Annotated in this window: 24 protein-coding genes; 16 read left to right on the plus strand and 8 right to left on the minus strand. The window is 74.6% G+C overall.

The window, feature by feature from the left end:
- Positions 1–4 precede the first annotated feature (4 nt).
- Positions 5–994 carry a Fe2+-enterobactin ABC transporter substrate-binding protein gene (gene fepB / locus ACQPYD_RS02785; RefSeq protein ID WP_433699639.1) on the minus strand — a complete coding sequence of 330 codons (990 nt, stop codon included), beginning with the start codon at positions 992–994 and terminating at the stop codon, positions 5–7.
- A gap of 58 nt (positions 995–1,052) precedes the next feature.
- Here fepB and ACQPYD_RS02790 point away from each other — a divergent pair, with 58 nt between their 5' ends.
- On the plus strand, positions 1,053–1,523 hold the full coding sequence (locus tag ACQPYD_RS02790; protein WP_433699640.1) for a MarR family winged helix-turn-helix transcriptional regulator: 471 nt from the start codon (positions 1,053–1,055) through the stop codon (positions 1,521–1,523).
- A gap of 146 nt (positions 1,524–1,669) precedes the next feature.
- Entirely contained in the window at positions 1,670–3,043 is a 1,374-nt protein-coding gene (fes, locus tag ACQPYD_RS02795; protein WP_433699641.1) for an enterochelin esterase, read from the plus strand.
- A gap of 160 nt (positions 3,044–3,203) precedes the next feature.
- On the opposite strand, the gene ACQPYD_RS02800 is transcribed toward fes, so the two are convergent.
- The 3 genes from ACQPYD_RS02800 to ACQPYD_RS02810 form a co-directional block, all read right to left on the minus strand.
- Complete coding sequence (locus ACQPYD_RS02800; protein WP_433699642.1) at positions 3,204–4,238, minus strand: nitronate monooxygenase; 1,035 nt, start codon at positions 4,236–4,238, stop codon at positions 3,204–3,206.
- Positions 4,239–4,504: 266 nt separating this feature from the next.
- Positions 4,505–5,794: an MFS transporter gene (locus ACQPYD_RS02805; RefSeq protein ID WP_433699643.1), complete on the minus strand. Its 1,290-nt coding sequence runs from the start codon at positions 5,792–5,794 to the stop codon at positions 4,505–4,507.
- A gap of 74 nt (positions 5,795–5,868) precedes the next feature.
- Positions 5,869–6,795 (minus strand): LysR family transcriptional regulator, encoded by a 927-nt coding sequence (locus ACQPYD_RS02810; protein ID WP_433699644.1) that lies wholly within the window; start codon positions 6,793–6,795, stop codon positions 5,869–5,871.
- Between the two features lie 142 nt (positions 6,796–6,937).
- Here ACQPYD_RS02810 and ACQPYD_RS02815 point away from each other — a divergent pair, with 142 nt between their 5' ends.
- The 7 genes from ACQPYD_RS02815 (at position 6,938) to ACQPYD_RS02845 (ending at position 12,258) form a co-directional block, all read left to right on the plus strand.
- On the plus strand, positions 6,938–8,194 hold the full coding sequence (locus ACQPYD_RS02815; RefSeq protein WP_433699645.1) for an MFS transporter: 1,257 nt from the start codon (positions 6,938–6,940) through the stop codon (positions 8,192–8,194).
- Positions 8,195–8,336: 142 nt separating this feature from the next.
- Positions 8,337–9,092: an SDR family NAD(P)-dependent oxidoreductase gene (locus ACQPYD_RS02820; RefSeq protein ID WP_433699646.1), complete on the plus strand. Its 756-nt coding sequence runs from the start codon at positions 8,337–8,339 to the stop codon at positions 9,090–9,092.
- 132 nt (positions 9,093–9,224) lie between these two features.
- Positions 9,225–9,689, plus strand: a complete 465-nt coding sequence (locus ACQPYD_RS02825) for a MarR family transcriptional regulator (protein ID WP_433699647.1) — start codon at positions 9,225–9,227, stop codon at positions 9,687–9,689.
- A gap of 181 nt (positions 9,690–9,870) precedes the next feature.
- Positions 9,871–10,002, plus strand: a complete 132-nt coding sequence (locus ACQPYD_RS02830; RefSeq protein ID WP_433702207.1) for a hypothetical protein — start codon at positions 9,871–9,873, stop codon at positions 10,000–10,002.
- Positions 9,969–11,108, plus strand: a complete 1,140-nt coding sequence (locus tag ACQPYD_RS02835) for a methyltransferase domain-containing protein (RefSeq protein ID WP_433699648.1) — start codon at positions 9,969–9,971, stop codon at positions 11,106–11,108. The genes ACQPYD_RS02830 and ACQPYD_RS02835 overlap by 34 nt, the downstream gene beginning before the upstream one ends.
- Before the next feature lie 89 nt (positions 11,109–11,197).
- Entirely contained in the window at positions 11,198–11,383 is a 186-nt protein-coding gene (locus tag ACQPYD_RS02840; RefSeq protein WP_433699649.1) for a hypothetical protein, read from the plus strand.
- On the plus strand, positions 11,368–12,258 hold the full coding sequence (locus ACQPYD_RS02845; protein ID WP_433699650.1) for a dihydrodipicolinate synthase family protein: 891 nt from the start codon (positions 11,368–11,370) through the stop codon (positions 12,256–12,258). Before ACQPYD_RS02840 ends, ACQPYD_RS02845 begins: the two co-directional genes overlap by 16 nt.
- Before the next feature lie 109 nt (positions 12,259–12,367).
- On the opposite strand, the gene ACQPYD_RS02850 is transcribed toward ACQPYD_RS02845, so the two are convergent.
- The 3 genes from ACQPYD_RS02850 to pfkB form a co-directional block, all read right to left on the minus strand.
- Positions 12,368–12,565, minus strand: a complete 198-nt coding sequence (locus tag ACQPYD_RS02850; protein WP_267947898.1) for a hypothetical protein — start codon at positions 12,563–12,565, stop codon at positions 12,368–12,370.
- Between the two features lie 165 nt (positions 12,566–12,730).
- Positions 12,731–13,000 (minus strand): HPr family phosphocarrier protein, encoded by a 270-nt coding sequence (locus ACQPYD_RS02855; protein WP_433699651.1) that lies wholly within the window; start codon positions 12,998–13,000, stop codon positions 12,731–12,733.
- Positions 13,001–13,064: 64 nt separating this feature from the next.
- The gene (gene pfkB, locus ACQPYD_RS02860; protein ID WP_433699652.1) at positions 13,065–14,006 is read right to left on the minus strand and encodes a 1-phosphofructokinase; all 942 of its coding nucleotides are present in this window, start codon (positions 14,004–14,006) and stop codon (positions 13,065–13,067) included.
- Between the two features lie 335 nt (positions 14,007–14,341).
- Between pfkB and ACQPYD_RS02865 the strand changes: the two genes are divergently transcribed.
- From ACQPYD_RS02865 to ptsP, 6 genes are all read left to right on the plus strand, one after another.
- A complete protein-coding gene (locus ACQPYD_RS02865; RefSeq protein WP_267947901.1) occupies positions 14,342–15,103 on the plus strand; it encodes a DeoR/GlpR family DNA-binding transcription regulator in 762 nt (253 codons plus the stop codon).
- A 145-nt stretch (positions 15,104–15,248) separates the two neighbouring features.
- Entirely contained in the window at positions 15,249–16,358 is a 1,110-nt protein-coding gene (gene mtlA / locus ACQPYD_RS02870) for a mannitol-specific PTS transporter subunit IIC (protein WP_433699653.1), read from the plus strand.
- Entirely contained in the window at positions 16,355–16,663 is a 309-nt protein-coding gene (locus tag ACQPYD_RS02875) for a PTS lactose transporter subunit IIB (protein ID WP_267947903.1), read from the plus strand. The genes mtlA and ACQPYD_RS02875 overlap by 4 nt, the downstream gene beginning before the upstream one ends.
- The gene (locus ACQPYD_RS02880) at positions 16,653–17,096 is read left to right on the plus strand and encodes a PTS sugar transporter subunit IIA (protein ID WP_267947904.1); all 444 of its coding nucleotides are present in this window, start codon (positions 16,653–16,655) and stop codon (positions 17,094–17,096) included. Before ACQPYD_RS02875 ends, ACQPYD_RS02880 begins: the two co-directional genes overlap by 11 nt.
- A gap of 110 nt (positions 17,097–17,206) precedes the next feature.
- Positions 17,207–18,247 carry a zinc-dependent dehydrogenase gene (locus ACQPYD_RS02885; RefSeq protein ID WP_433699654.1) on the plus strand — a complete coding sequence of 347 codons (1,041 nt, stop codon included), beginning with the start codon at positions 17,207–17,209 and terminating at the stop codon, positions 18,245–18,247.
- Positions 18,248–18,853: 606 nt separating this feature from the next.
- Positions 18,854–20,554, plus strand: coding sequence for a phosphoenolpyruvate--protein phosphotransferase (ptsP, locus tag ACQPYD_RS02890; RefSeq protein ID WP_344185196.1), 1,701 nt, complete (start codon positions 18,854–18,856; stop codon positions 20,552–20,554).
- A 167-nt stretch (positions 20,555–20,721) separates the two neighbouring features.
- Here ptsP and ACQPYD_RS02895 read toward each other — a convergent pair whose 3' ends face one another.
- On the minus strand, positions 20,722–21,384 hold the full coding sequence (locus tag ACQPYD_RS02895; protein WP_433699655.1) for a TetR/AcrR family transcriptional regulator: 663 nt from the start codon (positions 21,382–21,384) through the stop codon (positions 20,722–20,724).
- 146 nt (positions 21,385–21,530) lie between these two features.
- Between ACQPYD_RS02895 and ACQPYD_RS02900 the strand changes: the two genes are divergently transcribed.
- Entirely contained in the window at positions 21,531–23,129 is a 1,599-nt protein-coding gene (locus ACQPYD_RS02900) for an MFS transporter (RefSeq protein WP_433699656.1), read from the plus strand.
- Positions 23,130–23,185 lie beyond the last annotated feature (56 nt).

Consider the following 23,185-nt stretch of genomic DNA (forward strand, 5'->3'; position numbering starts at 1 on the left):
GGGGTCAGGAGCCGAGCACCTCCGCCAGGCGCTCGGCGACCATCGGGACGCTGTAGTAGTCCATGCGGAAGGACGCGGCGCCGAGGGTGAACACCCGGTCCTCCTCCCAGGCGGGGATGTTCTCCAGGGTGGGGGAGACCTCCAGGTAGTCCTCGATCTCCTGGCCCTGGGTGTTGACGAACAGCAGCGTGGCGTCGCCGAAGTCCGAGGCGCGCTCGGCCGACAGCTCGACGATGTCGCCGCGCTCCCCGCCCTGGCCGCCCGGTGCGGCGACGTCGTCGGGCAGTTCGTGGACGGTGAGTCCGAGGTCGGTGGCCAGGCGCCCCTGCGCGGACTCCTCGGTGAACACGTTGAACCCGTTCGGGGTGCCGGTCAGGATGACCACGTCGTGCGCGGTGTCCAGGTCGGCGGAGACCTCCTCGACCAGCGCCTCGTACTCGGCGGTGATCTCCTCGGCCCGGTCCTGGCGCGCGAAGGTCTCGGCGTACTGGTCGGTGGTGTCCAGCCAGGCCGTGTCGGACTCGCCGTGCACGACGGTGGGGGCGATCCCGGAGAGCTGTTCGTACAGCTCCTCGGGGACGGTGTCCGCGCCGAACCCGTTGCCGACGATGAGGTCGGGCTCCGCGGCGGCGACCGCCTCCAGGCCGACCTCCGGGCCGGGCAGGGGCTCGACGCCCCGCTCGTCGGCGGTCTCCGCCCACTGGGCGAAGAAACCCTTGTCGTCGGTGAGGGCGGAGGTGCCCGCGACGCCCGACGCGACCACGGGGACGTCCAGGCTCAGGAGGAGGGGCGTGCTGGTGACGCTGACCGAGACGACCCTCTCGGGTTCCGCGGGGATCTCGGTGTCTCCGTAGAGGTGGGTGACGGTGCGGGTCTCCCCCTCGCCGGCGGGGGGCGCGGCGGTTTCCCCGGCGCCGCAGCCCGCGAGGAGGAGGACGAGGGTCGCGGTGGCCGCGCCGGTGGTTAGGGTGGCGGAGACGGGTGCTTGCTTCATGACAAGAATAGTTAGGTATGGCTATCCTAAATGTCAATCCGGTAGAGTGTGAGGAACGATGACCACGTCACGGCCGTCCACCCGAACCACCCCTCCGGCCCGCAAGGACACCGGGGTCCCGTCCGCCCGCGCGGCGGGGGAGGCCCTGCTGCGCGTGGCCCAGCGCCTGGAGCGGCTCCTCGGCGGGCTCGCGGCGGAGCACGGCCTCACCGCGTTCCAGGCGCGTGCGCTCCGTGCCCTGCACGACACCGCGTCGCAGAGCGCGCTGGCCGGGCAACTGGGCTGCACGGCCTCGCGCGTGTCGATCGTCACGGGCGAACTGGAGGCGCGCGGGCTCGTGCGCAGGGTCGCCGCGGTCAGCGACCGGCGCATGCGCGTGGCCCGCCCCACGGAGGAGGGCAGCCGCGTGGTCGACGCGATCGGAGCGGGGCTGAACGCCCGGTCGCCGCTCTCGACGGCCCTCACCGAGGACGAGGTGGTCGCCCTGTACGGGCTCCTCGCCGAGGTCGAGGCCGCCCCCGAGGACTGACGCCGGCCGCCGTCCGGTCCGCCCCCGGGCCCGTTCCCGGCCCTGCCTGCCCCGGGAACGGGCCCGGTCCGCTCCTGCGCCCGGATGCCGCTCCCACCAGCCCGCCCCCGCCCACGACACGAGAAGCCGGAGAGGCCGAACCGCCCATGCCGCAGCCCGCCGCCTACACGATCCCTCCGCGCCTCAAGCGCACCGTCCGCCCCGAACGGGTCGCCACACCCGGTGTGGACGGGGCCGCCCGCGACCCCGAGGCGTTCTGGCGCGGTGTGGAGGCGGGGGGCACCCCCGTGGTGGGCGGGGACGACGGCACGGGCCACCGGACGGTGACCTTCCTGTGGCGGGGCGGGGACGAACTCGCCGACGTCGTCCTCGTCGCGAACAAGATCGCCGACGCCGACTCCTACGAGCACAACCGCATGGAGCGGGTCCCCGGCACCGATGTGTGGCACCTGACCTACCGGATGCGCGACGACTGGCGGGCCTCCTACACGGTCGCCCCCGTGCCCGCCGACGGCGCGCCCGCACCCGAGGGGGCCCTGTCCGCGACGACCCGGCTGCGGCGCGAGCGCGCCCTCGCCGTCGCCGACCCGGAGGACCGCCCCGCCGTCGCCCGCTGGTTCGACGCCCTGGCCCACGCCGTCCCCGACCCCCTCGCGCGGGAGCGGCTGGACGCCACCGCGTCGGTGGTCTCCCTGCCCGGCGCCCCGCCCGAGCTGTGGCGTCCGTCCGGCGGACGGGTCACCGCCGCCCGCGCCGAGGGGGAGGCCCCGGCGGAGGCCGGCACGGTGACCGCGGCGCGACTCGCCGGCGCCGCGCTGGGCAACACCCGTACCGTGTGGGTCCACCGGCCCGCCCAGGCCCCGCCGGACGGGCTCCCCTGGCCGGTCGTCGTCCTCCTGGACGGCCAGGACTGGCACACGCTGCCCCTGGCCCCGCTCCTCGACGGGCTGATCGCCGACGGAACCCTGCCCCCGGCCCTGACCGTGATGGTCGACTCCCTGGACCCCGCCACCCGGACGCGTGAGCTGGCCTGCGACGACGCCTTCGTGGACTTCCTCGGGCACGAGCTCCTCCCGTGGCTCGGCGACCGCCACGACGTCACCGCCGACCCCGGGCGCACCCTCGTCGCCGGGCAGAGCCTGGGCGGACTCACCGCCCTCTACGCGGCCCACCGCGCACCGCACCGGTTCGGCCGGGTCCTGTCCCAGTCGGGCTCGTTCTGGTGGCCGAACGTCGCCGTGGCCGGCGGGGAGAGCGAGCGCATGGCGCGCCTGGTCGCCGGGGCGGACACCGTCCCCGGCCGGGTCCACCTCAGCGCGGGCCTCAACGAGTGGGCCCTGCTCGACGCCAACCGGCGCCTGCGCGACGCCCTGGCGGCACGCGGGGCCGAACTGGGCCGGGAGCCCGGATCGGTGGTGCTCACCGAGTACAACGGCGGCCACGACCGCGCCTGCTGGCGGGCCGGGCTGCCGGACGGGCTGGTCTTCCTCACCTCCGACTGGGAGCGCCGGGCGCGGTGACCGGGGACGGCCGCGTGCCGGGCCCGGCCGTGCGGAGAGCCCGTGCCGGGCCCCGGGCCCCGCGTGCCAGGTCCCGGGCCCCGTGCCTCGCGCCCCGCGTGCCGGGCCCGGACGGCGCGGTGCTGGAAGGCCGCCCGCTCCGGCGCCCCGCCGGGCCGAGTCAGATCCTGACGCCCGCCCCGGCGGCCTCGCGGCGCAGCCGCGCCACGACCTCGCCCGCCGGGTCCTCCGAGGCCAGCCGGAACCCCTGGCCCGCCCAGAGGGCCATCCCGCCGGTGTCCCCGGCCCTCGCCGCGGCGGCGCGCAGCGGCTTGGTCATGTGGTGCACGTCAGGGTAGGCGTAGGGCCTCTCCGGGTGCTCGGTGATGAACCGGTTGACCAGTCCCCGCGCCGGGCGCCCCGTGAACGCCCAGGTCACCGCGGTCCGGTCGAAGGCGGGGTCGGCGAGCGCCGCCTTGTGCGCGGGGTTGGCGCCGCTCTCCGGGCAGCGCAGGAACGCGGTCCCCAGCTGCGCCGCCGCCGCGCCCGCGCCGAGGACGCGGGCGATCCCCTCCCCGGTCATGAGGCCGCCGGCGGCGATCACCGGCACGTCCACCGCCGCGACCACGTCGGCCACGAGGTCGAGCAGCGGCCGGTCCCCGCCGAGGACCGGGTCGAACGAGGCCCGGTGCCCGCCCGCCTCCAGGCCCTGCGCGCACACCCCGTCGGCGCCGCGACCGACCGCGGTCCGCGCCTCCTCGGCCGTGGTCACCGTGACCACGGTGGCGGTCCCCACGGCGCGCAGCCGGGCGAGGGTGGCGGCGTCGGGGCAGCCGAACGTGAACCCGGCCACCGGGACCGCGGCCTCGACCAGAAGGTCGATCTTGGCCTCCCACGCGTCGTCGTCGTGCACCGGTTCGCCGACGGCCGCCCCCTGGCGGCCGGACTCGGACTCCAGCCGCAGCCGGTGGGCCCGGACCGCGTCCGGGTCGGAGGGAGGGCCGGGCACGAACACGTTCACCCCGAAGGCCTGGGCGCCGGCCTCGCGCACCTGCCGGATCTGGTCGCGGACCGCGTCGGGCGCCAGGTACCCGGCGGCGAGGTGTCCGATCCCGCCCGCGCGGTCCACGGCCGCCGCCAGGGCGGGCGTGGAGCTGCCGCCCGCCATGGGCGCCTGGACGACCGGGCGCTCCCGCAGTAGTTCCGCCAGACTCATGTGTCCCTCACTTCTCCCGGTTCTCGGACCTCCCGGATTCCGGAGAAATGCTACCGACCGGTGATTTCGGGAACGCGCGGACGTCCGGTGTTCGGAGCGGCGCATTTCCGAGAAAGGTGTCCCGGGTCACAACAATGGCTTTCGAGGGGATTCCCGCGCTGCCGTCGGGGCCGGGGAACGGTGGCGGGGCGCCCTTTCGGGGCCGCCCGCGGCGTGCTTCCCCGGGCGGCCCCGTCCCTCTCCGGGCGGCCGGGACGCCGCCGGGATCACCCGCGCGGACCGTCCGCCTCCGGCGCGGGCTCCGCCCCCTCGGCGTGCCGCGCGCCCTCCGTGTGGTGCGCGACCTCCGCGGGCCGGGCCTCCTCGGAGTGCCGTGCCGGGTCCGGAACGGTCCGGGCCAGCACCGCCGACGCCACCGCCAGGAGCACGCCGACCGCGGCCAGCGCCGTCGTCGCCCGGGGCAGGCCGAACAGCTCCCACAGCCACCCGAACGACAGCGTGGTCGCCATGACGAGGACCCCGGCGACCATCGCCAGCATCGAGAACATGGTGTTGCGGTTGGCGTCGGTGAACATCGTCTGCTGCCACACGCCCGTCAGCACGCCCGCCAGCCCGATCAGGAACTCGCCCGCGACGAGGCCGGCCCACAGGGGCACGGCCCCGTGCGCGGCCAGGGCCACGGGGGCGCCCACCAGGGTCGCGCACGCCGGGCCCCACAGCCGGGGGTCCCGCAGGTCCAGGAACTTCGCGCACAGGGCCCCCACCGTCAGGGCCGCCGTCATCACCAGCAGCATCAGCCCGTTGAGCCGCACGTCGTCGCCGTGCGCGGCCACCAGCATCGGCTGCCAGGACACCACCAGGAGGGCGGTGCCCACGGCCATCGACGCCGTCAGCGCCACCAGGGGCAGGAACCGGACGCCCGCCACCAGTGCGGCCGACTCGGCGACGATGGCGAGGACCCGGCGCCCCGGCTGGCCCGGCGACGGGGGGAAGCACACCGGGCCGAGCGCGGCCAGCAGCACGAGGAGGCCGCCGCCCGCGGCGACCAGCAGGTCGGCGGGCAGCCAGGCGCCCGCCACCATGACCGAGGCCGCCCCCAGGACCGCGCCGCTCCTCCTCGCCACCTGTCCGTACCGGACCGTCCGCGCGATCCGGGCCGCCCGGTCCCGGCTGCCGATCCGGTTGACCACGAGCGCGGTGGGCGTCCCCGAGTACAGGTGGTAGCCGACCGCCCACAGGCCCAGGGCCGGCGCCGTCGTGGCGAGCGCGTCGGCGAGTCCGAACGCCGCGAACCCCGCGCCCCACAGGGCCAGCCCCACCACCATGAGACGGCGGTGCCCGTAGCGGTCGCCGAGCGCTCCGCTCGGCGCCTCGACGACCAGGCCGACCAGGTGCGCCGCGGCGAGCACCGAGCCCAGGAGCCACGGGTCCACCCCGCGCTCCAGGAGGACCGTGACGAACACCGCGCCGAAAAGGAAATCGGCCACGGCCGCGGCCAGGACGAAAACGGAGAAACGGCGGAGGAGGGAGTTCTCCCGTAACGGTGCGACGGTCATGGCAGGTGCTTTCCTGTCAGGGGGGTGTCGTTCCCGTGCGTGAATTCCGGTCAAACTAACACGCGTTCACCCTGTCATCCAGCTGTTTTGTCCGCAGCCGTTTCCCGCGGGAAACCGGCCAGGGCGTCCGAGAGGGCCCCCGCCAGGACCGGGACCCCCGGATGCGTGCTCCCGCGCGGCCACACCAGCCCCATCGACGACTCGGGGAGCCCGCTGACCGGCACGAACACGATGTCCTCCCGGCCGTGGTGCCGTGCGGTGGACCCGCACAGCAGCATCGCGCCCCGGCCCGCGGCGACCAGCGACAACCCCTCCTGGAGCGTGTCCACCCCGGACTCGTGCCGGATCGTCCGGCCGAGCGGGGTGACGGTCGGGGAGTGCACGCGCAGCCAGTAGTCGGGCGCTTTCCGGACCGGGACGAGCGGCACCCGCGCCATGTCCTCCACGCCGACCCGGGACCGCGAGGCCAGCGGGTGGTCCGCGGGGAGCACGAGCCGCTGCGGCTGCCGGGAGAACTCCGGCCCCACCACCAGGTCCCGCTCGCGCACGGGGAGGAGCACGACGGCGGCGTCGACCTCGCCCTCGCGCAGCGGCCCGAACGGGTCGGAGAGCGTGATCTCCACGATGTCCACCCGGGACTCGGGGTCCCGCTCCTCGAACACCCGGACGGCCGTGGCCACGGGACCGTTCACCGACCCCTGGAAGCCGAGGCGCAACCGGCGCCGCCCGTCCCGGGCGCGCTCGCGGGCCCCGTCCACCACCGCCGCGAGGGTGCGGTAGGCGGGCCCCAGCGCGGCGAGGAACTCCTCGCCGAACGGCGTGAGCGACACGCGGCGGCTCGTCCGGTCCACGAGGGGCGCGCCGACCCGGTTCTCCAGCGAGCGCAGCAGCTGGCTGACCCTGCTCTGCGACACGAACAGCCGCTCGCCCGCGTGGCCGAAGTGCAGTTCCTCCGCCAGGACCAGGAAGCACTCCAGCTCCCGGATCTCGATGCCCTTCACCCGGCCCCGCCCCCGCTCGTGTGCGCGCCGCCGTGGCGCCGGTCACGTCCCGGGCCGCGCACCGGGATCGATGAACCTCCCTCATGGAAGCATGAGGGGTTCGCCGTTGTTCCGGCCGCCTCCCGGGTCTTGGCTGGTGCCCATGACCACCGCGCGTACGGGGGAGACCCCCGAGGGGCAGCGTCACGAGCCCCCACCACCTGTTCCGTCCGACCGGGGCCTCCCGGCGGCCCCGCCTCCGGCCTCCCCGGTCCGGGGGTGGGCGGCCGTCGCCGCCGTGGCCGCCGCGACCTTCACCGTGGTCACCTCCGAGATGCTGCCGGTGGGACTGCTGACGCCGATGGGGGACTCCCTGGGCGTCACCGGCGGCACCGCTGGGCTCACCCTGACGATCACCGGCCTGGTGGCGGCGGCCTCCGCCCCCCTCGTCCCGGCGGCGGTCGCCCGCGCGGACCGCCGCACGGCCCTCGTCGGGTTCCTGCTGCTGCTCTGCGCCGCGAACCTGGCGTCCGCCCTCGCGCCGGGCTTCGCGGTGATGGTCGTCGCCAGGGTCCTGGTGGGCGTCGGCATGGGCGGGGTCTGGGCGCTGGCCGCGCCGCTCGCCCCGCGGCTGGTGCCCGGCGGGTCCGTCGGCGCGGCCACGACCGTGATCTTCGCCGGTATCGCGGTCGCGTCCGTCCTGGGGGTGCCCGTCGGCGCGTTCCTCGGAGCACTGGCGGGGTGGCGGGCGGCCTTCGCGGCGTTCGCGGGGCTGGCCCTGCTGGTGGCGGGCGCCCTGGCGCTCCTCCTCCCCGCGCTCCCCCCGGAGGGGGCGGCGCGGCCCGGGGGAGCGGCGGGCCTGTTCCGCGACCCCCGTGTGGTCACCGGACTGCTGGTCACCGGGCTGCTGGTGACCGGCCACTTCGCCGCCTACACCTACGTCCGGCCGGTCCTGGCCGACGCGGCGGGCCTCGGAGCCGGGCTCATCGGCACGGTGCTGCTGGTCTACGGCGTCGCCGGCGTGCTCGGCAACTTCGCGGCGGGCCCGCGGGCCGCACGGGCGCCGCGCGCCACCGTCGCGGTGATCGCGGCCCTGCTGGCCGGGTCGGTGCTGCTCGTGCCGCTCCTCGGCGGGGGCGTCATCGCGGCCGGGGCGCTGGTGGCCGTGTGGGGGCTGGCCTACGGGGGAGTGTCGGTGAGCGTCCAGTCCTGGCTGATGGCCTCGGCGCAGGGGGACCGCGAGACGGCCTCCGGGGTCTTCGTCGGGGTCTTCAACGCGAGCATCGCGCTGGGCGCGTTCGCGGGCGGGCGCGTCCTCGACGCGGCCGGGACCGCGCCGGTGACCTGGCTGGCCGGGGCCCTGGCCCTGGGGGCCCTGGTGGCCGCCCTGGCGGGCCGGGCCCCGTCGAACCCCCGCTGAGGTGCGGGGCGGGCGGGGTGGTCCGCGGTCCCGCCCGGGACCGCGGACGCCTCGGCCGCGGGGTCCCGGCCCGGCGGGTCCGACCCGCCGGGCCAACGGATACGCTCGGCGCGACAAGCAGTTTCGCGGGGAGGAAAGCACCATGACAGCGACCGCGGTCGTCACCGGAGCCAGCAGCGGGATCGGGGCCGCCACCGCGCGCGGGCTGGCGGCGGAGGGTTACGAGGTGGTCCTCGTGGCCCGCCGCGCGGACCGCATCGAGGCGTTGGCCGAGGAACTGGCCAAGGAGGGCCACAGCGCCCGCGCCCACGTCCTCGATGTCACCGACCGCCCGGCGGTGGACGCCTTCGCGGAGTCCCTGGGCGCCTGCGACGTGCTGGTGAACAACGCGGGCGGCGCCATCGGCACCGAGACCGTCGCGACCGCCGACCCCGCCGACTGGCGGACCATGTACGAGGTCAACGTCATCGGCGTCCTGAACATGACGCAGGCGCTGCTGCCCAAGCTCATCGCCGGTGGTGACGGAACCGTTCTGGTGGTGTCCTCGGTGGCCGGGCACGTGGCCTACGAGGGCGGCGGCGGTTACGTGGCGGCCAAGCACGGCGCCCACTCCGTCGCCGCCACGCTGCGCCTGGAGCTGTGCGGGGAGCCGGTCCGGGTGCTGGAGGTCGCCCCCGGGATGGTCATGACCGAGGAGTTCTCCCTCAACCGGCTGCGGGGGGACGCGGACAGGGCCGCGGCGGTCTACGAGGGCGTGCCCGACCCGCTCAGCGCGGAGGACGTCGCGGACACCATCGTGTGGGCGATCACCCGGCCCCCGCACGTGAACATCGACCTCATGGTGGTGCGCCCGCGTGCCCAGGCCGCCCAGCACAAGGTCCACCGCGTGAAGGGCTGACCAGGCGACCGTGCGGGGTCCGGTCCCGGCCGGGGCCGGGCCGCAGCGGGGCCGGACCGGGGCCTTGATGTCAACCAATGTTGAGGTTCTACGGTGGGGGTCTCGCCAGATCCTCCTTGGAAGGCCCCCGCCATGACGACGCAGAACCCCTCCGACGCCGGACTCGCCGCCCAGCCGGCCGCGTACTGGACCGGGGTCGCCTACGAGTCCCTCATCGCGTTCACCCGCGCGCGCCAGGCCGAACTCGGCTACACCCAGCCCCAGTTCTGGCTGCTGCGCAACTTGTCGGAGAACGACCTCTCGCCCGACGGGCGGGGGAGGACCGTTCCCGAGCTGCGCGAGGCCATGGCCTCCTACCTCAGGCCCGAGGACGATCTCGCGGCGGAGTCGGAGGCGCTGCTCGGGCGCGGCTGGCTGACCCGCGACGGCGAGGGGCGGCTGTGGATCACGGAGGAGGGGGAGGAGGCCCGCGTCGGCCTCAAGCGGAACGCCCCGGCGATCCGCGACGCGATCCACGAGGGCATCGACGACGCCGACTACGTCACCGCGCTCAAGGTGCTCCGGCGGATGATCGGCAACACCGGGGGTGCGGTCTGACCTCCGGGTCCGGCCGGGGCCTTCCCGGGCACCCGGCCGGGCGATGGGGCATGATCGGCTTCCGTGGGCGCGTTCCCCGCGCACGCGGGGATGGACCCCGTTGGCCGGGTCCGGCCAGCTTCCCATTCAGACCCGTTCCCGGGGTAGGACCGCAGCGTCCCGACTGAGCAGGAGAATCCCCGTGGCCACGTGCTCCATGTGCAATGGTGAAGGAACCGTCGTCATCAACACCGACGGTGACGGCAGTGGTGGCGGCTGGTCGCACCAGGACGTCGTCACATGCTCCGGCTGCAAGGGAACGGGAGAGAAGTGACAGCTGGCCTCGACGCCCTCCACTCCGCCCTGGTGGAACGCCTCGACACCCCCCAGGCGATCCGCGCCGCGTTCGCCGCCCACCCCCGGCACCGCTTCATCCCCGACATGGTCTGGCCCGACGCGACCGGCCTGCCGCTGTACCGGACCGCGGACCCCGACAGGTGGACGCGCCTGGTCTACGGCACCGACGCGGTCACCACCCAGGCCAACGACGGCGGGGGCGGACCGCGCAACGAACCCACCTCGTCCTCCTCCGCCCCCCAGGTCATGGCGGACATGATCGCCGCCGCCGGAGTCCACGAGGGTATGCGGGTGTTGGAGATCGGCACCGGCACCGGCTGGAACGCCGCGATCCTGTCCTCCCTCGTGGGGGAGAAGGGCGCGGTGACCAGCGTCGAGATCGACCCCGGGGTCGCCGCCCTGGCCCGGGAGCGGCTCACCGGGACCGGCGTCACCGTCCGCACCGCCGCCGAACCGCCCCCGGGCGAGGTCTACGACGCGGTCGTCGCCACCTGCGCGGCGACCCGGATACCGCGAGCCTGGCTCACCGCCGCAGACGACGGGGCGGCGCTCGTGCTCCCCTGGAGCCCGCACCCGGCCGCGCACAGCACGCCGATCGCCGCCCTGACGGTGCGCGGGGGGCGCGCGTCGGGGCCGTTCGTGCGCGAGGCGGCGTTCATGCGCGACCGCACGCAGCGTCCGGGGGACCTCCCCTTCCCCGGCCTCGGGCAACCGCCGGCACAGGCCCCCGGCTTCCCGGTCGGTTCGGGTGAACTCATCGGTTCGGGAACGCTGACCCGGCTCATGCTCATGCTGCCCGGCGTGCGGCTGGGCACCGGGGTCCGCCCCTTCCGGAGCGGCCACGGCCGCATCGTGTGGACGGGCGCCGGGACGGCGTGGGCGTACGTGTGGCCGGACGGCACCGTGACCGGCGGCGGCGACCGCGACCTGGGCGCAGAGCTGGCGGACGCCTACCGGCGCCTCCGGGAGGCGGGCCTTCCCGCCCTGGACGCCTTCACCCTGGAGGTCGACCCCGAAAAGGACTTCTGCCGGGTCTCGTGCGCGGCGGTCGGCCGACACTGGGACCACCCCGTCACGCCCTGACGCCACCTCGAAAAGCGCGATGCGAAGATCCTGGAAGTCCTGGGCCTGCACCTGTCCGCCACCGCGTTCCTGCGCTGAGAGGATCAGCCGTGTTCACCATGCGTTCCGCCACCGGGGACGACACCCCCGGCGTCGCGTCGATGATCACCGCGCGCTGCGACTGGATGGAACAGCGCGGATCGGAGTCCTGGCGTGAGAACGTCGACGCCTCCACCGCCCGCCCGGCGACCGCCTTCGCCCCGATCGACCAGGAGAGACCGTGTTCACAGGACTGAGCGCCTTCCCCCTGACCCCGCTGGACGACGACCGCTTCGACGAGCGCGCCTACGCCGGGCTCATCGCCCGCCTGGTCCGGGCGGGCGTCGATTCGATCGGCGCGCTGGGTTCGACCGGTTCCTATGCCTACCTCGACCGTGAGGAGCGCCGCCGGGTGGCCCGCACCGCCGTGCGCTCGGCGGGCGGCACCCCGGTGATCGTCGGCATCGGAGCGCTGCGCACCTCCCATGTGCGGGCGCTGGCCCAGGACGCCCAGGAGGTCGGTGCGGCCGGTGTGCTGCTGGCCCCGATGAGCTACCAGGCGCTCACCGACGACGACGTGTTCGGGCTCTACGAGGAGGTCACCGCGGAGCTGTCGGTGCCGCTGGTCGTCTACGACAACCCGGGCACGACGCACTTCGCCTTCTCGAACGAGCTGTACGCGCGCATCGCCGCGCTGCCGAAGGTGGCCGCGATCAAGATCCCCCCGGTGCCTCGGGACCCGGCCGCCGCCCGCGAGCACGTCGCCGCGGTCCGGGAAGCGGTCCCCGACCACGTGACCATCGGCGTCTCCGGCGACGGTGCGGCCGCCGCCGGTCTGAACGCCGGCTGCCGGACCTGGTTCTCCGTGCTGGGCGGCACTGTGCCCGACACGGTGTCGCCCCTGGTGAAAGCCGCCCTCAACGGCGACTCCGCGGCCGCCGTCGCCGAGTCCGAGCGCCTGCGGCCGTTGTGGGAGATGTTCGCCGCCCACGGCAGCCTGCGCGTGACGGCCGCGATCGCCGAACACCTGGAGCTGGTCCCCCCGCACTGCCTGCCGCGCCCGCTCCTGGGCCTCGCCGCCGCCCAGCGGGAGCGGGTGGCCCGTCTCGTCGAGGAGCTGCGCCTGGCCTGAGCCGCACGGGCACGTCCACCGGGCGGGTGCCGGCCCGCCGCCTTCCGGAAGGCGAGGGCCGTGCCCCTCGCACGGGCGGGGCTCGGAGCGGGCGCGGGCGGGGACCCGGTCAGAAGACGGGGCCGGCCGTGCCGTCCGGGTCGGCGGCCTGGCACTCGGCGCAGTCGCAGTAGTTGGTCATCGACATGGAACGGCACCGGGTGCAGATCTTCCGCTTCGCCCCGGGGGCGTCGTGCTTCCAGTCGTGGTGCCCACGCCGACAGATCCCGGAGGGGCGGAGGGCGGTGTCGTCACGCGAGGAGTCCATGGCGCAACCGTAGCCCCGGCGGGCGGGCGGGGCCAGGGCGAACCGTTCCTCCCCGGCATGGCGCCGCCGGGCGCCCGGGGCATCCCGGGCATCCCCGACACCCCGGACAGGCCGGAGCCCGGTACCGCCGCGCGACGGCACCGGGCTCCGGGGTCCCGACCCGGGTCAGGCGTCCAGGTCGGTGGCCAGCATCTCCACCAGTTCGTCCAGGACCTTGTCGGAGGTCTCGGAGTCCTCGGCGGCGAGGGTCACGGTCTCGCCGTGCTTCGCGCCCATCGCCATCACCGCGAGCACGCTGCGCGCGTCCACCGGGTCACCGCCCTCGCGGGCGACGGTGACGGGCAGGCCGGACGAGTTGACGGCCTGGACGAACAGGGAGGCCGGGCGTGCGTGCAGGCCTTGGGGCGAGCCGATGGCCACGGTGCGCTGGGGCATGTCAGTCCTCGGGGAGTAGTCGTCGGCCGGGGGGAGGTCCCGGCCTGTTCACGGTTTCGGAACGTCAGAGCTGGTCGACCGGCGACAGGGGGTCGGGGTCGGCCACCACGGTGATCGAGTCGGAGGCCACGTCGCCGGGGGAGGGGACGGTCGTTCCCGGCAGGGACACCGCGGCGGTGCCCCAGGCCACGGCGTGCCGCAGCCGCTCGACGGGGGAGTCGCCGGCGCCCAGGAACCCGGCGAGGGAGCAGTCGCCCGCGCCGACCGTGCTGCGCGTGCGGACCTCGGGACCGCGTGCCCACCAGGTGTTCTCGGGGTCCACGAGTATCGCACCGTGGCCTCCGAGTGTCACCAGGGCGGAGCTGTTGCCCCACCCCAGGACCTCGCGTGCGGCGCCGACGACGTCGCCGACCGTCGGCAGCTCCCGGCCGATGAGCCCGGCCAGCTCCTCGTGGTTGGGTTTGAGCAGCGACACCGAACCGGCGCGGGCCGCCGCCTCCAGGGGCTTGCCCGAGGTGTCCAGGGCCAGCGCCACCCCGTAGGAGGCGGCGAGTTCGGCCACGCGCACGTACAGGTCGTCGGGCGCGCCGGCCGGGAGGCTGCCGCTCGCCACCACCCACTCCGGACCCGCGGACAGCTCGTCCTCCAAGGCGGTCAGGAGCGCGTCGGTCTCCCCGGGGGTCAGGGTGGGGCCGGGGGCGTTGAGCTTGGTGGTGGTGCCGTCGGTCTCGGTCACGGCGACGTTGGCCCGGGTCTCCCCGGCGATGGGGACGGTGACGCAGGGAAGGTCGCCGAGCAGGGTGACGAGTTCGGCGCCGCCGCCTCCGCCCACGGGGAGGACGGCCCTCGTGGGGACGCCCGCCACGCGCAGGGCCCTGGCGACGTTGACGCCCTTGCCGCCCGCCTGCGCACGGGTGGCCGACACCCGCAGGACTTCGCCCCGTACGAGGCGCTCGACCTCCAGGGTGTGGTCCACGCTCGGATTGGGGGTGAGGGTCAGGATCATCGGTTCTCTCTTCGAGGTGTCCGCGCCCAGCCCGGCCCGGATGTGGGACTGCTTTTGATTATGTGTGTTTGTCTGTGTATGTCAACAGTATTGTGTCCGGGTTTCCGGTTCGGAGGCGGGGGCGTGGGGTGCGATGTGTGGTTCGCGGCCCGGACGTCTCCAGGGGTGCTCAGATGTTCACGGTCTGCTCCTCCTGGTCAGACTGCCCGATCGGCGCGCTCCGGGCGTGAGGCTTCGACGAGATTGCTGCGATATTGGGTAGGGGTACCCCTTGTGTGTCCCAGGCAACACGATTAAACTCACCGAAAACCACACCGAAACACAGGTGATCCAACATGTACGCGGAAGAGCGCCAGAAGGTGATCCTCGAGCGCGCCCGCCGTGACGGCCGGGTCGACGTGACGGGGCTCGCCGCGGAGTTCGACGTGACCTACGAGACCATCCGTCGCGACCTCACGGCGCTGGAGCGCCACGGTGTGCTGCGCAGGGTCCACGGTGGCGCGATCCCCGTCGAGCGGCTGGGCTTCGAGCCCACCCTCAATGTGCGCGACTCCGTGATGACAGAGGAGAAGGAGCGCATCGCCAAGGCCGCCCTGGCCGAACTCCCCGACGAGGGCGCGATCCTGCTCGACGCCGGCTCCACCACGGGACGCCTCGCCGAACAGCTTCCCGCCGACCGGGAGCTCACCGTCGTCACCAACTCCCTGTCCATAGCGCTGACGCTCACTCCGCGCACCAACATCAACCTCATGCTTCTCGGCGGCCGACTGCGCACACGCACGCAGGCGACCGTCGACGCCTGGGCACTGAGGTCCCTCGCCGAGTCCTACGTGGACGTGGCCTTCATCGCCAGCAACGGCGTCTCCGTCGAACGCGGGCTCACCACTCCCGATCCCGCCGAGGCCGAGGTCAAGCGCGCCATGATCAAGTCCGCGCGGCGCTCGGTGCTCCTCGCCGACCACACCAAGGTCGGCAACGACCACTTCGCCCGCTTCGCCGCGGTCGAGGACCTCGACCTGGTCATCACCGACACCGGGCTCGCCACAGGGCTCGCCGAAGAACTGGAGGCCTCCGGACCCCGCGTCCAGGTGGTCTGACCAGACCGGGCGCCCGGCACGGCGCCGGGGACGACGGTTCACCGTCCTGAACCGGCCGCCCCGCCCCTACCGGGCGCCCCACCCCGTCACCTTCTCCCCACACCGGCGCGGCAGACCGCCCGTCGAACCTCCCAGGAGGTCCCCCATGTCCACACAGCAGAGCAGCGGCAGACTCACCGCGGTGCGCTCCGGCGTCCAGCGCTTCGGCGGGTTCCTTGCCAGCATGGTGATGCCCAACATCGGCGCGTTCATCGCCTGGGGCATCATCACCGCCCTGTTCATCCCCGACGGCTGGCTGCCCAACGAGTACCTGGGCCAGCTCGTCGACCCGATGATCAAGTTCCTGCTCCCGCTGCTGATCGCCTACACCGGTGGAACCCTGGTGTACGAGCAGCGGGGCGGCGTCGTCGGCGCGGCCGCCACCATGGGCGTCATCGTCTCTGCCGACATCCCCATGTTCCTGGGCGCGATGGCCATGGGCCCGCTCGCCGCCTTCCTCATGAAGCAGTTCGACCGGCTCGTCCAGCCGCGCATCAAGGCCGGCTTCGAGATGCTGGTCAACAACTTCAGCGCGGGCATCCTCGCCGCGCTCCTGGCGATCCTCGGCGCCTACGTCATCGGCCCGGTCGTCCGGACCATCGCCGACGCCCTGGGCGCGGGCGTGCAGTTCCTCATCGACATGAGCCTGCTGCCGCTCGTGTCGATCATCGTCGAGCCCGCCAAGGTCCTCTTCCTCAACAACGCCATCAACCACGGCGTCTTCACCCCGCTGGGCTCGGCCCGCGCGCTCGCCGAGGGCAGCGCCATCGAGTTCCTCATCGAGGCCAACCCCGGCCCCGGTCTGGGCATCCTCCTGGCCTGCATGCTCTTCGGCCCGAAGGTCAGCCGCGCCACCGCGCCCGGCGCGATCGTCATCCACCTCTTCGGCGGCATCCACGAGATCTACTTCCCGTACATCCTCGCCCAGCCGAAGCTGATCCTCGCCGTGATCGGCGGCGGCATGTCCGGTGTCGCGACCTTCATGGTCATGGACGCCGGGCTCGTCTCGGCCGCGTCGCCCGGCAGCATCATCGCCCTCATGGCCGTCACCCCGCCCGGAGGCCACCTCGGCGTCCTGGCCGGTGTCATCGCCGCCACCATCGTCTCGTTCGTCCTCGCCTCGCTCCTGCTCGGCTTCGGCCGCTCCGAGCGCAAGGCGGAGAAGGAGGAGAAGGCCAAGCAGGCCGCTGCAGAGAACCAGGAGACCACAGCATGAGCAGCATCCAGGGGTCGGACATCAAGAAGGTCGTCGTCGCCTGCGACGCCGGCATGGGAAGCAGCGTCCTGCTGACGTCCCAGCTGAAGAAGACCCTCTCGCCCCACGGCGTGACCGTCGAGCACTCCGCGGTGGACCGCATCCCGGACACCGCCGACGTCGTCCTGTGCCAGGCGGGCCTGGTCGCGCGTGCGAAGACCCGGGTGCCCGACACCGTCGTGGTCGGCTTCCAGATGTTCCTGGGCGACCCCGCCTTCGCGCGTCTGGAGCAGGCCATCCGGAACGGGGAGACCCTTGCCGACTGACCTCGCCCTGACCGCCGACGCGGTGCGCCTGGGCCGCGTCGCCGCCGACAAGGCCGACGCCATCGACCAGTGCGGCGCGCTCCTGGTCGAGCTGGGCTCGGTCGAGCCGGGCTACGTGGCCGCCATGCACGAGCGTGAGGCGTCCGTCCCCACCTTCGTGGGCGAGGGCGTGGCCATCCCGCACGGCACCGACGCCGGGCGGGCCCTGGTCAAGGAGACCGCGCTGGCCGTCCTCCAGTTCCCCGACGGGGTCGACTGGGACGGGCCCACCGTGTACGTGGCCATCGGCATCGCCGCCTCCGGGGAGGAGCACCTGGGTGTGCTCTCGTCCCTGGCGGGGGTGCTCACCGACCCGGAGAAGGCGGCGCGCCTGCGCTCCGCCGCCACCCCGGACGAGGTCATCGACCTGCTCGGCCCCGGCCGGAGCGGTTGAGCGGCCCCACCCACGAGGCCCCCCGCGCCGGCCCACCGGCCGGTCAGTCCACCACTTCACCCGCCGGGCCGGGACCCGGCCCGGCGGGGCACCACCAGAAAGGCCCGAACATGCTCGTCGCCCGCTTCTACGCACCCGGTGACATCCGACTGGAGCAGGCCCCCGAGCCGACCGCCGGACCCGGACAGCTCAAGATCGCCGTCGTCAACTGCTCCACCTGCGGCACGGACGTGAAGATCTCCCGGCACGGCCACCACCACATCCGTCCGCCCCGCGTGATCGGCCACGAGATCGCCGGGCGCATCGTGGAGGTGGGCGAGGGCGTCAGCGGCTGGGCCGAGGGCGACCGCGTCCAGGTCATCGCGGCCATCCCCTGCGGCACCTGCGTCGAGTGCGCCGACGGCCGCTTCACGGTGTGCTCCAACCAGGAGTCGATGGGCTACCACTACGACGGCGGTTTCGCCGAGTACATGATCATCCCCGAGTCGGTCCTGGCCGTGGACGGGGTCAACCGGGTGCCCGAGAACATCGACCTCGCGGAGGCCTCCGTCGCCGAGCCGCTCGCCTGCGTGCTCAACGGCCAGGAGATCGCCGGGGTCGGCGAGGGCGACACGGTCGTCGTCATGGGCGCCGGCCCGATCGGCTGCCTGCACGTCCGGCTGGCGCGCGCCAAGGGCGCCGCGAAGGTGTACCTGGTGGACATCAACCGCGGCCGCCTCGACATGTCCGCGAACATCGTCCAGCCGGACGCCACCATCTGCGGCGAGGAGGTCGACGCGGTCGAGACGGTCCTCGAGCTGACCGGGGGCCGGGGCGCCGACGTGGTCATCACCGCCGCCGCCTCCGGGCGCGCCCAGGAGGACGCCCTGCGCATGGTGTCGCGCAGCGGCCGGATCAGCTTCTTCGGCGGCCTGCCCAAGGACGCGCCGATCATCCAGCTGGACTCCAACCTGGTGCACTACCGGGAGATCTCCATCTTCGGGGCCAACGGCTCCAGCCCGGAGCACAACCGCCGCGCCCTGGAGCTGATCTCGTCCGGCGCCGTCCCCGTGGCCGACCTGATCACCGAGCGCATGGCCCTGTCGGACGTGCACAAGGCCATCGAGACGGTCGCCTCCGGCACCGCCATCAAGGTCACCATCCAGCCGTAGGCCCCGCACGGGCGCGGACCCGGGACGGAGGCGGTGACGGGCCTCCGCCCGGGGCCGGACCGCAGGGGCCGCCCCGCCGGGTGCGGCCCCCGGAGGCCCGGCCCCGGCGGGGTTGTCCACAGCCCCTACCGGGCGCGGCCGTTCCGGGGTTTGCTTGATACAGGGGGGCCGAAGGCCCGTCCGGCACCGTGCTGCCCGGCAGCCGCCGCCGACCCGGCGGAGCGCCCCGGCCCCCACCCGCGACCTCCTCCCCGGCCCCTCCGGTGCCCTGACCCCGCACCGGCCCGGCCCGGGAGCCCAGCCCGCACCGGTCCGGCCCCCGGCAGTCCGACCCCGACCCGTACCAGCCCCGGCGACCCGGCCCGCACCGGTCCGGCCCCCGACAGCCCGCCTCCCAGCCCCCGGACCGACCCAGCCCAGCCCCCGCACCACAGCCCACCCCCCGCACCACAGCCCAACCCCCCGCACCACAGCCCGACCCAGTCCCCCGCCCTCCGACCGCACCCGCCAGGACCCGTCCAGGAGTCCCGCGGCGCGATCCGGGGCACAGATCCCTCGGCCCGTCCCTCCCGGGCCGCCCACCGCCCACCGACGTACGGAGCGACCATGGCGCAGACCGAACACCCCTCGCCCACCGCCGGTGCCACCCGGCTGTCGGGCATCCCGGCCAGCCCCGGCGTCGCCGTCGGTCCGGTCGCCCGGATGGCCGACCCGCCCGCCCTCCCGGCGGAGCGGCCCGAGCCCGGCGACCCCCGGACCGAGGCGTCCACCGCCCGCGGGGCCCTGGAGAAGGTCGCCGACCTGCTCGACGCCCAGGCCGCGCAGCTCACCGGCGAGGCCGCCGCGGTGCTGGGCGCGCTGGCGCTCATGGCCCGCGACCCCGAGCTGGGGCGGCGGGTCGAGGAGCGCGCCGAGGCCGGCGAGCCCGCCGCATGGGCGGTGCACTCCGCGTGCGGCGCCTACCAGGAGCTGATGCTCGCCGCCGGCGGCTACCTGGCGGAGCGCGCCGCCGACCTCGCCGACATCCGCGACCGCGCCACCGCCCTGCTCCTCGGCCTTCCGATGCCCGGCCTGCCCGACCCCGGCGTCGCGCACGTGCTGGTCGCCGACGACCTCGCCCCCGCCGACACCGTCCGGCTCGACCCCGAGCAGGTGCTCGGGATCGTCACGCGCCTCGGCGGACCCACCAGCCACACCGTGATCCTGGCCCGCGCGCTCGGCATCCCCGCCGTGGTCGGCTGTCCGGGGGCCGAGACCCTGCGCGACGGCGTCCCGGTGGCGCTGGACGGCGACGCGGGGACCGTCGAACCCGAGCCCGACGCCGAGCTGGCCGACCGGATGCTGCGGCGCACCGAGCGCCGGCGCGCCCTGCTCGCGGAGTCCACGGGCCCCGGCCGGACCGAGGACGGGGTCCCCGTCGCCCTGCTGCTCAACGCGGGGGAGGGCGACCCCAAGGAGGCGGGCGCGCACGACAGCGAGGGCGTGGGCCTGCTGCGCACCGAGTTCCTGTTCCTGGACCGCGCCGACCCGCCGACGGTGGCCGCCCAGACCGACACCTACACGCGGCTGTTCGAGGAGTTCTCGGGGCGGACCGTCACGGTGCGGACCCTGGACGCGGGCTCGGACAAGCCGCTGGCGTTCGTGGAGACGGGCCACGAGGACAACCCGGCCCTGGGCGTGCGGGGGTTCCGGACCTCCCGTGTGCACCCCGGCCTCCTGACCGACCAGCTCGCCGCGATCGCCGCCGCGTCCGAGGAGACGGGCGCGCGGGTGCGGGTGATGGCGCCGATGGTGTCGACGCCCGACGAGGCGTCCGACTTCGTGGCGCTGGCGCGCGAGGCAGGGATCCGCGAGGCCGGGGTGATGATCGAGGTCCCGGGGGCGGCGCTGCTCGCCGACCGGCTGATGAGCCGCGTGGACTTCGTGTCGATCGGCACCAACGACCTCGCCCAGTACACGATGGCCGCCGACCGCACCCTGGGCACCCTTCCCGACCTGCTCGACCCGTGGCAGCCCGCCCTCCTGGCGCTGGTCGGCGCCGTGGGCGCGGCGGGCGAGCGGTCGGGGCGCCCGGTGGGCGTGTGCGGCGAGGCCGCCGCCGACCCGCTCCTCGCCCTGGTGCTGGTGGGCCTGGGGGCGACCAGCCTGTCGATGTCGGCCCCCGCGCTCCCCGCGGTGCGCCACGCCCTGGCCCGCCACAGCCAGGGGGAGTGCCGCCGCCTGGCCGAGCTGGCGACGGCCGCCTCCAGCGCCGGCCGGGCGCGCGAGGCGGTGCGTTCGGCCGCCCACCCGGAGACCGTGGACTGACCCGCGAACACCGGTCCGGAGCCCCACGCGCCCACGTCCCGCCGGGACGTGGGCGCTCTCGTGTGCCGCCGGACCGGCCGGCCCCGGGCCCGGCCCCGCATCCGGGGCCCCGGACGGAAGCCGCCGCCCGGGCTGCCCCCGCACCCGCGCTGCCTCCGCCCCCGAGGTCAGGACGCGGCGGCGGGGGGCTCCCAGGCCCCGCAGACCACCTCGGGCACCAGGGCGAGCCGGTCGCGGATCGCCTCGGCCAGGTCGTCGGTGTCCCTGGACCCCGAGCCGCACCACGCCTGGTGGGCGCTGGTGATGACGGAGAGGAACACGGCGGCGAGCACGCCCGGGCGCGGGTCGGTGTCCGGGTCCGTGCCGGTGCGCTCGCCGATCACCCCGGCCAGCCGCAGCTGCCTGCTCAGGCAGTAGCGCGCGTTGAGGTCGATCAGCTCGGGGTTGCCGGTGATGACGCCCATCGCGCTGCCCTGGATGTGCAGGGACTCGCGGTCCAGGTAGCCCCAGTGCTCGTGCATCGCGTTGCGCAGGGCCGTGAACGGGGGCTCGTCGGCGGGCCGGGAGCGCAGGGCGGCGTACAGGTACTCGTCCACGCCCTCGACAGCCTCCAGGACGACGTCCTCCTTGGAGGCGAAGTAGCGGAAGAACGTGCGCTGGGAGACCCCGGCGCAGGCCGCGATCTCCTCGGTGGTGGTCCCCTGGTAGCCGTGCTCGTGGAACAGCCGCAGCCCCGCGTCGAGCAGGGTCTCCCGCATCCGGGCCTTCTTGCGCTCGCGCAGCCCGGCCTCCGCCGGGGTCTGGCACGGCTCGGCGCTCGTCGCGGCCATGGAGCGGCCTCCCACGTGTCGGTTGCTTCGCCACGAGGATACAACAGTGAACCAGATTACGTCAGTCACTGACAAAAAGCAGTTGCTGTAATCTGTCAGCCACTGTCATAATCACGCTCGCAAGCGGACGACGAGCGGGGGGCCACATGACGGCGGCGACGGAACCGGTGACCACGGGAGCGGAGGGCGCGGGTCCGCCCGCTCCGCGGGGACGGCTCCGGGAGAGCCCCTGGGCGACCCTGGTCGCCATCGCCTTCGGGGTGATGATGGTGGCGCTGGACGGCACCATCGTGGCCGTCGCCAACCCCGCCATCGGCGCGAGCCTGGGGGCCTCGCTCGCCGAGCTCCAGTGGGTGACCCACGGCTACCTGCTCGGACTGGCGGTCTTCCTGATCACCGCGGGCAAGATCGGGGACCGGTTCGGCCACCGCAACACCTACCTGGTGGGCGTGGTCGGCTTCGTGCTCAGCTCGGTGGCGATCGCGCTGTCCGCGGGTGTCGCCATGCTCATCGCCTTCCGCGTCCTGCAAGGGGTTTTCGGAGCCCTGCTCCTGCCCTCGGCGATGGGGCTGCTGCGCTCCGGGTTCCCGCCCAGCAAGCTGGGCCGGGCCTTCGGCGTCTTCGGCAGCCTCATCGGGGCGGCCACGGCCGGCGGCCCGATCCTCGGCGGCGTCCTCGTGGACGCCCTCGGCTGGGAGGCCGTCTTCTACATCAACGTCCCGGTCGGCGCCGCCGCCCTGGGCCTCGGCCTGTGGCTGCTCGCCGCCAACCGCGCGACCGACCCCGGCAGCCGCATGGACGTCCCGGGCATCGTGCTGATCAGCGTCGCCATCTTCGCCCTGGTCTGGGCCCTCGTCGAGGCGCCCGCCGCGGGCTGGGGCCACCCGGTCACGCTGGCCTCGCTCGCCGCCGCGGTCCTCTTCGGCGGCGCCTTCCTGCTCTGGGAGCGCAGACCGGAACAGCCGCTCCTGCCCCTCGCGCTGTTCGCCAACCCCTCGGTCTCCATCGGAACGCTCCTCACGGTGGCCATGGCGCTGAGCCTGATGGGGTCGCTGTTCTTCATCACCTTCTACCTCCAGGGCATCCAGGGCATGAGCCCCGCCCGGACCGGGCTCCAGCTCATCTCCATGACCGCGCTCATGGCGGTCACCTCGCCCATCGCCGGACGGGTCCTGGACCGGGTCGGAGCCCGTCCGCCCACGACGGTCGGCCTGCTGCTGGCCTCGGCGGGCATGTTCATGCTGTCCCGGCTGGAGACCGACACCGGCGTGGTCTTCATGTCGGCCGCCTTCGTCCTGCTCGGCACGGGACTGAGCCTGATCATGACCGGCGCCACCGCCGCGATCATCGGCAACGCGCCCGTGCGCCTGGCGGGGGTCGCCTCGGCGGTGCAGCAGGCCGCCATGCAGCTCGGCGGCTCCCTCGGCACCGCGGTGCTCGGCGCGGTCATGTCGGCGACCATCGTCTCCACCCTGCCCGGCCACTTCGCGGGCGCGGGGCTCGCCGAGCCCTCCGCGGACGACCTCGTCGACATGCAGAGCGTCGTGGCCCAGGGCGGCGCGGTCCTGCCGGAGGGGGCCTCCCCCGAGGTCGCCGCCGCCGTCACCCAGGCCAGCAACCTCGCCTTCATGGACGGCCTGCACCTGGCCTTCACCATCGCCGCGGCGGTCATGCTGGCGGCGGCGGCGCTGTCGCTCCTCATGCGCTCGGGGCGGATGACCGACGGTCCGGCCGTGCACATCTGAGCCCGCCCGGCGGGGCCTCGGCCCCGCCGCGCCCGTCCCGCGCGGGCCGGGCCGGG

The organism is Nocardiopsis sp. CA-288880, assembly GCF_050955985.1.
Lineage (GTDB): Bacteria > Actinomycetota > Actinomycetes > Streptosporangiales > Streptosporangiaceae > Nocardiopsis > Nocardiopsis tropica.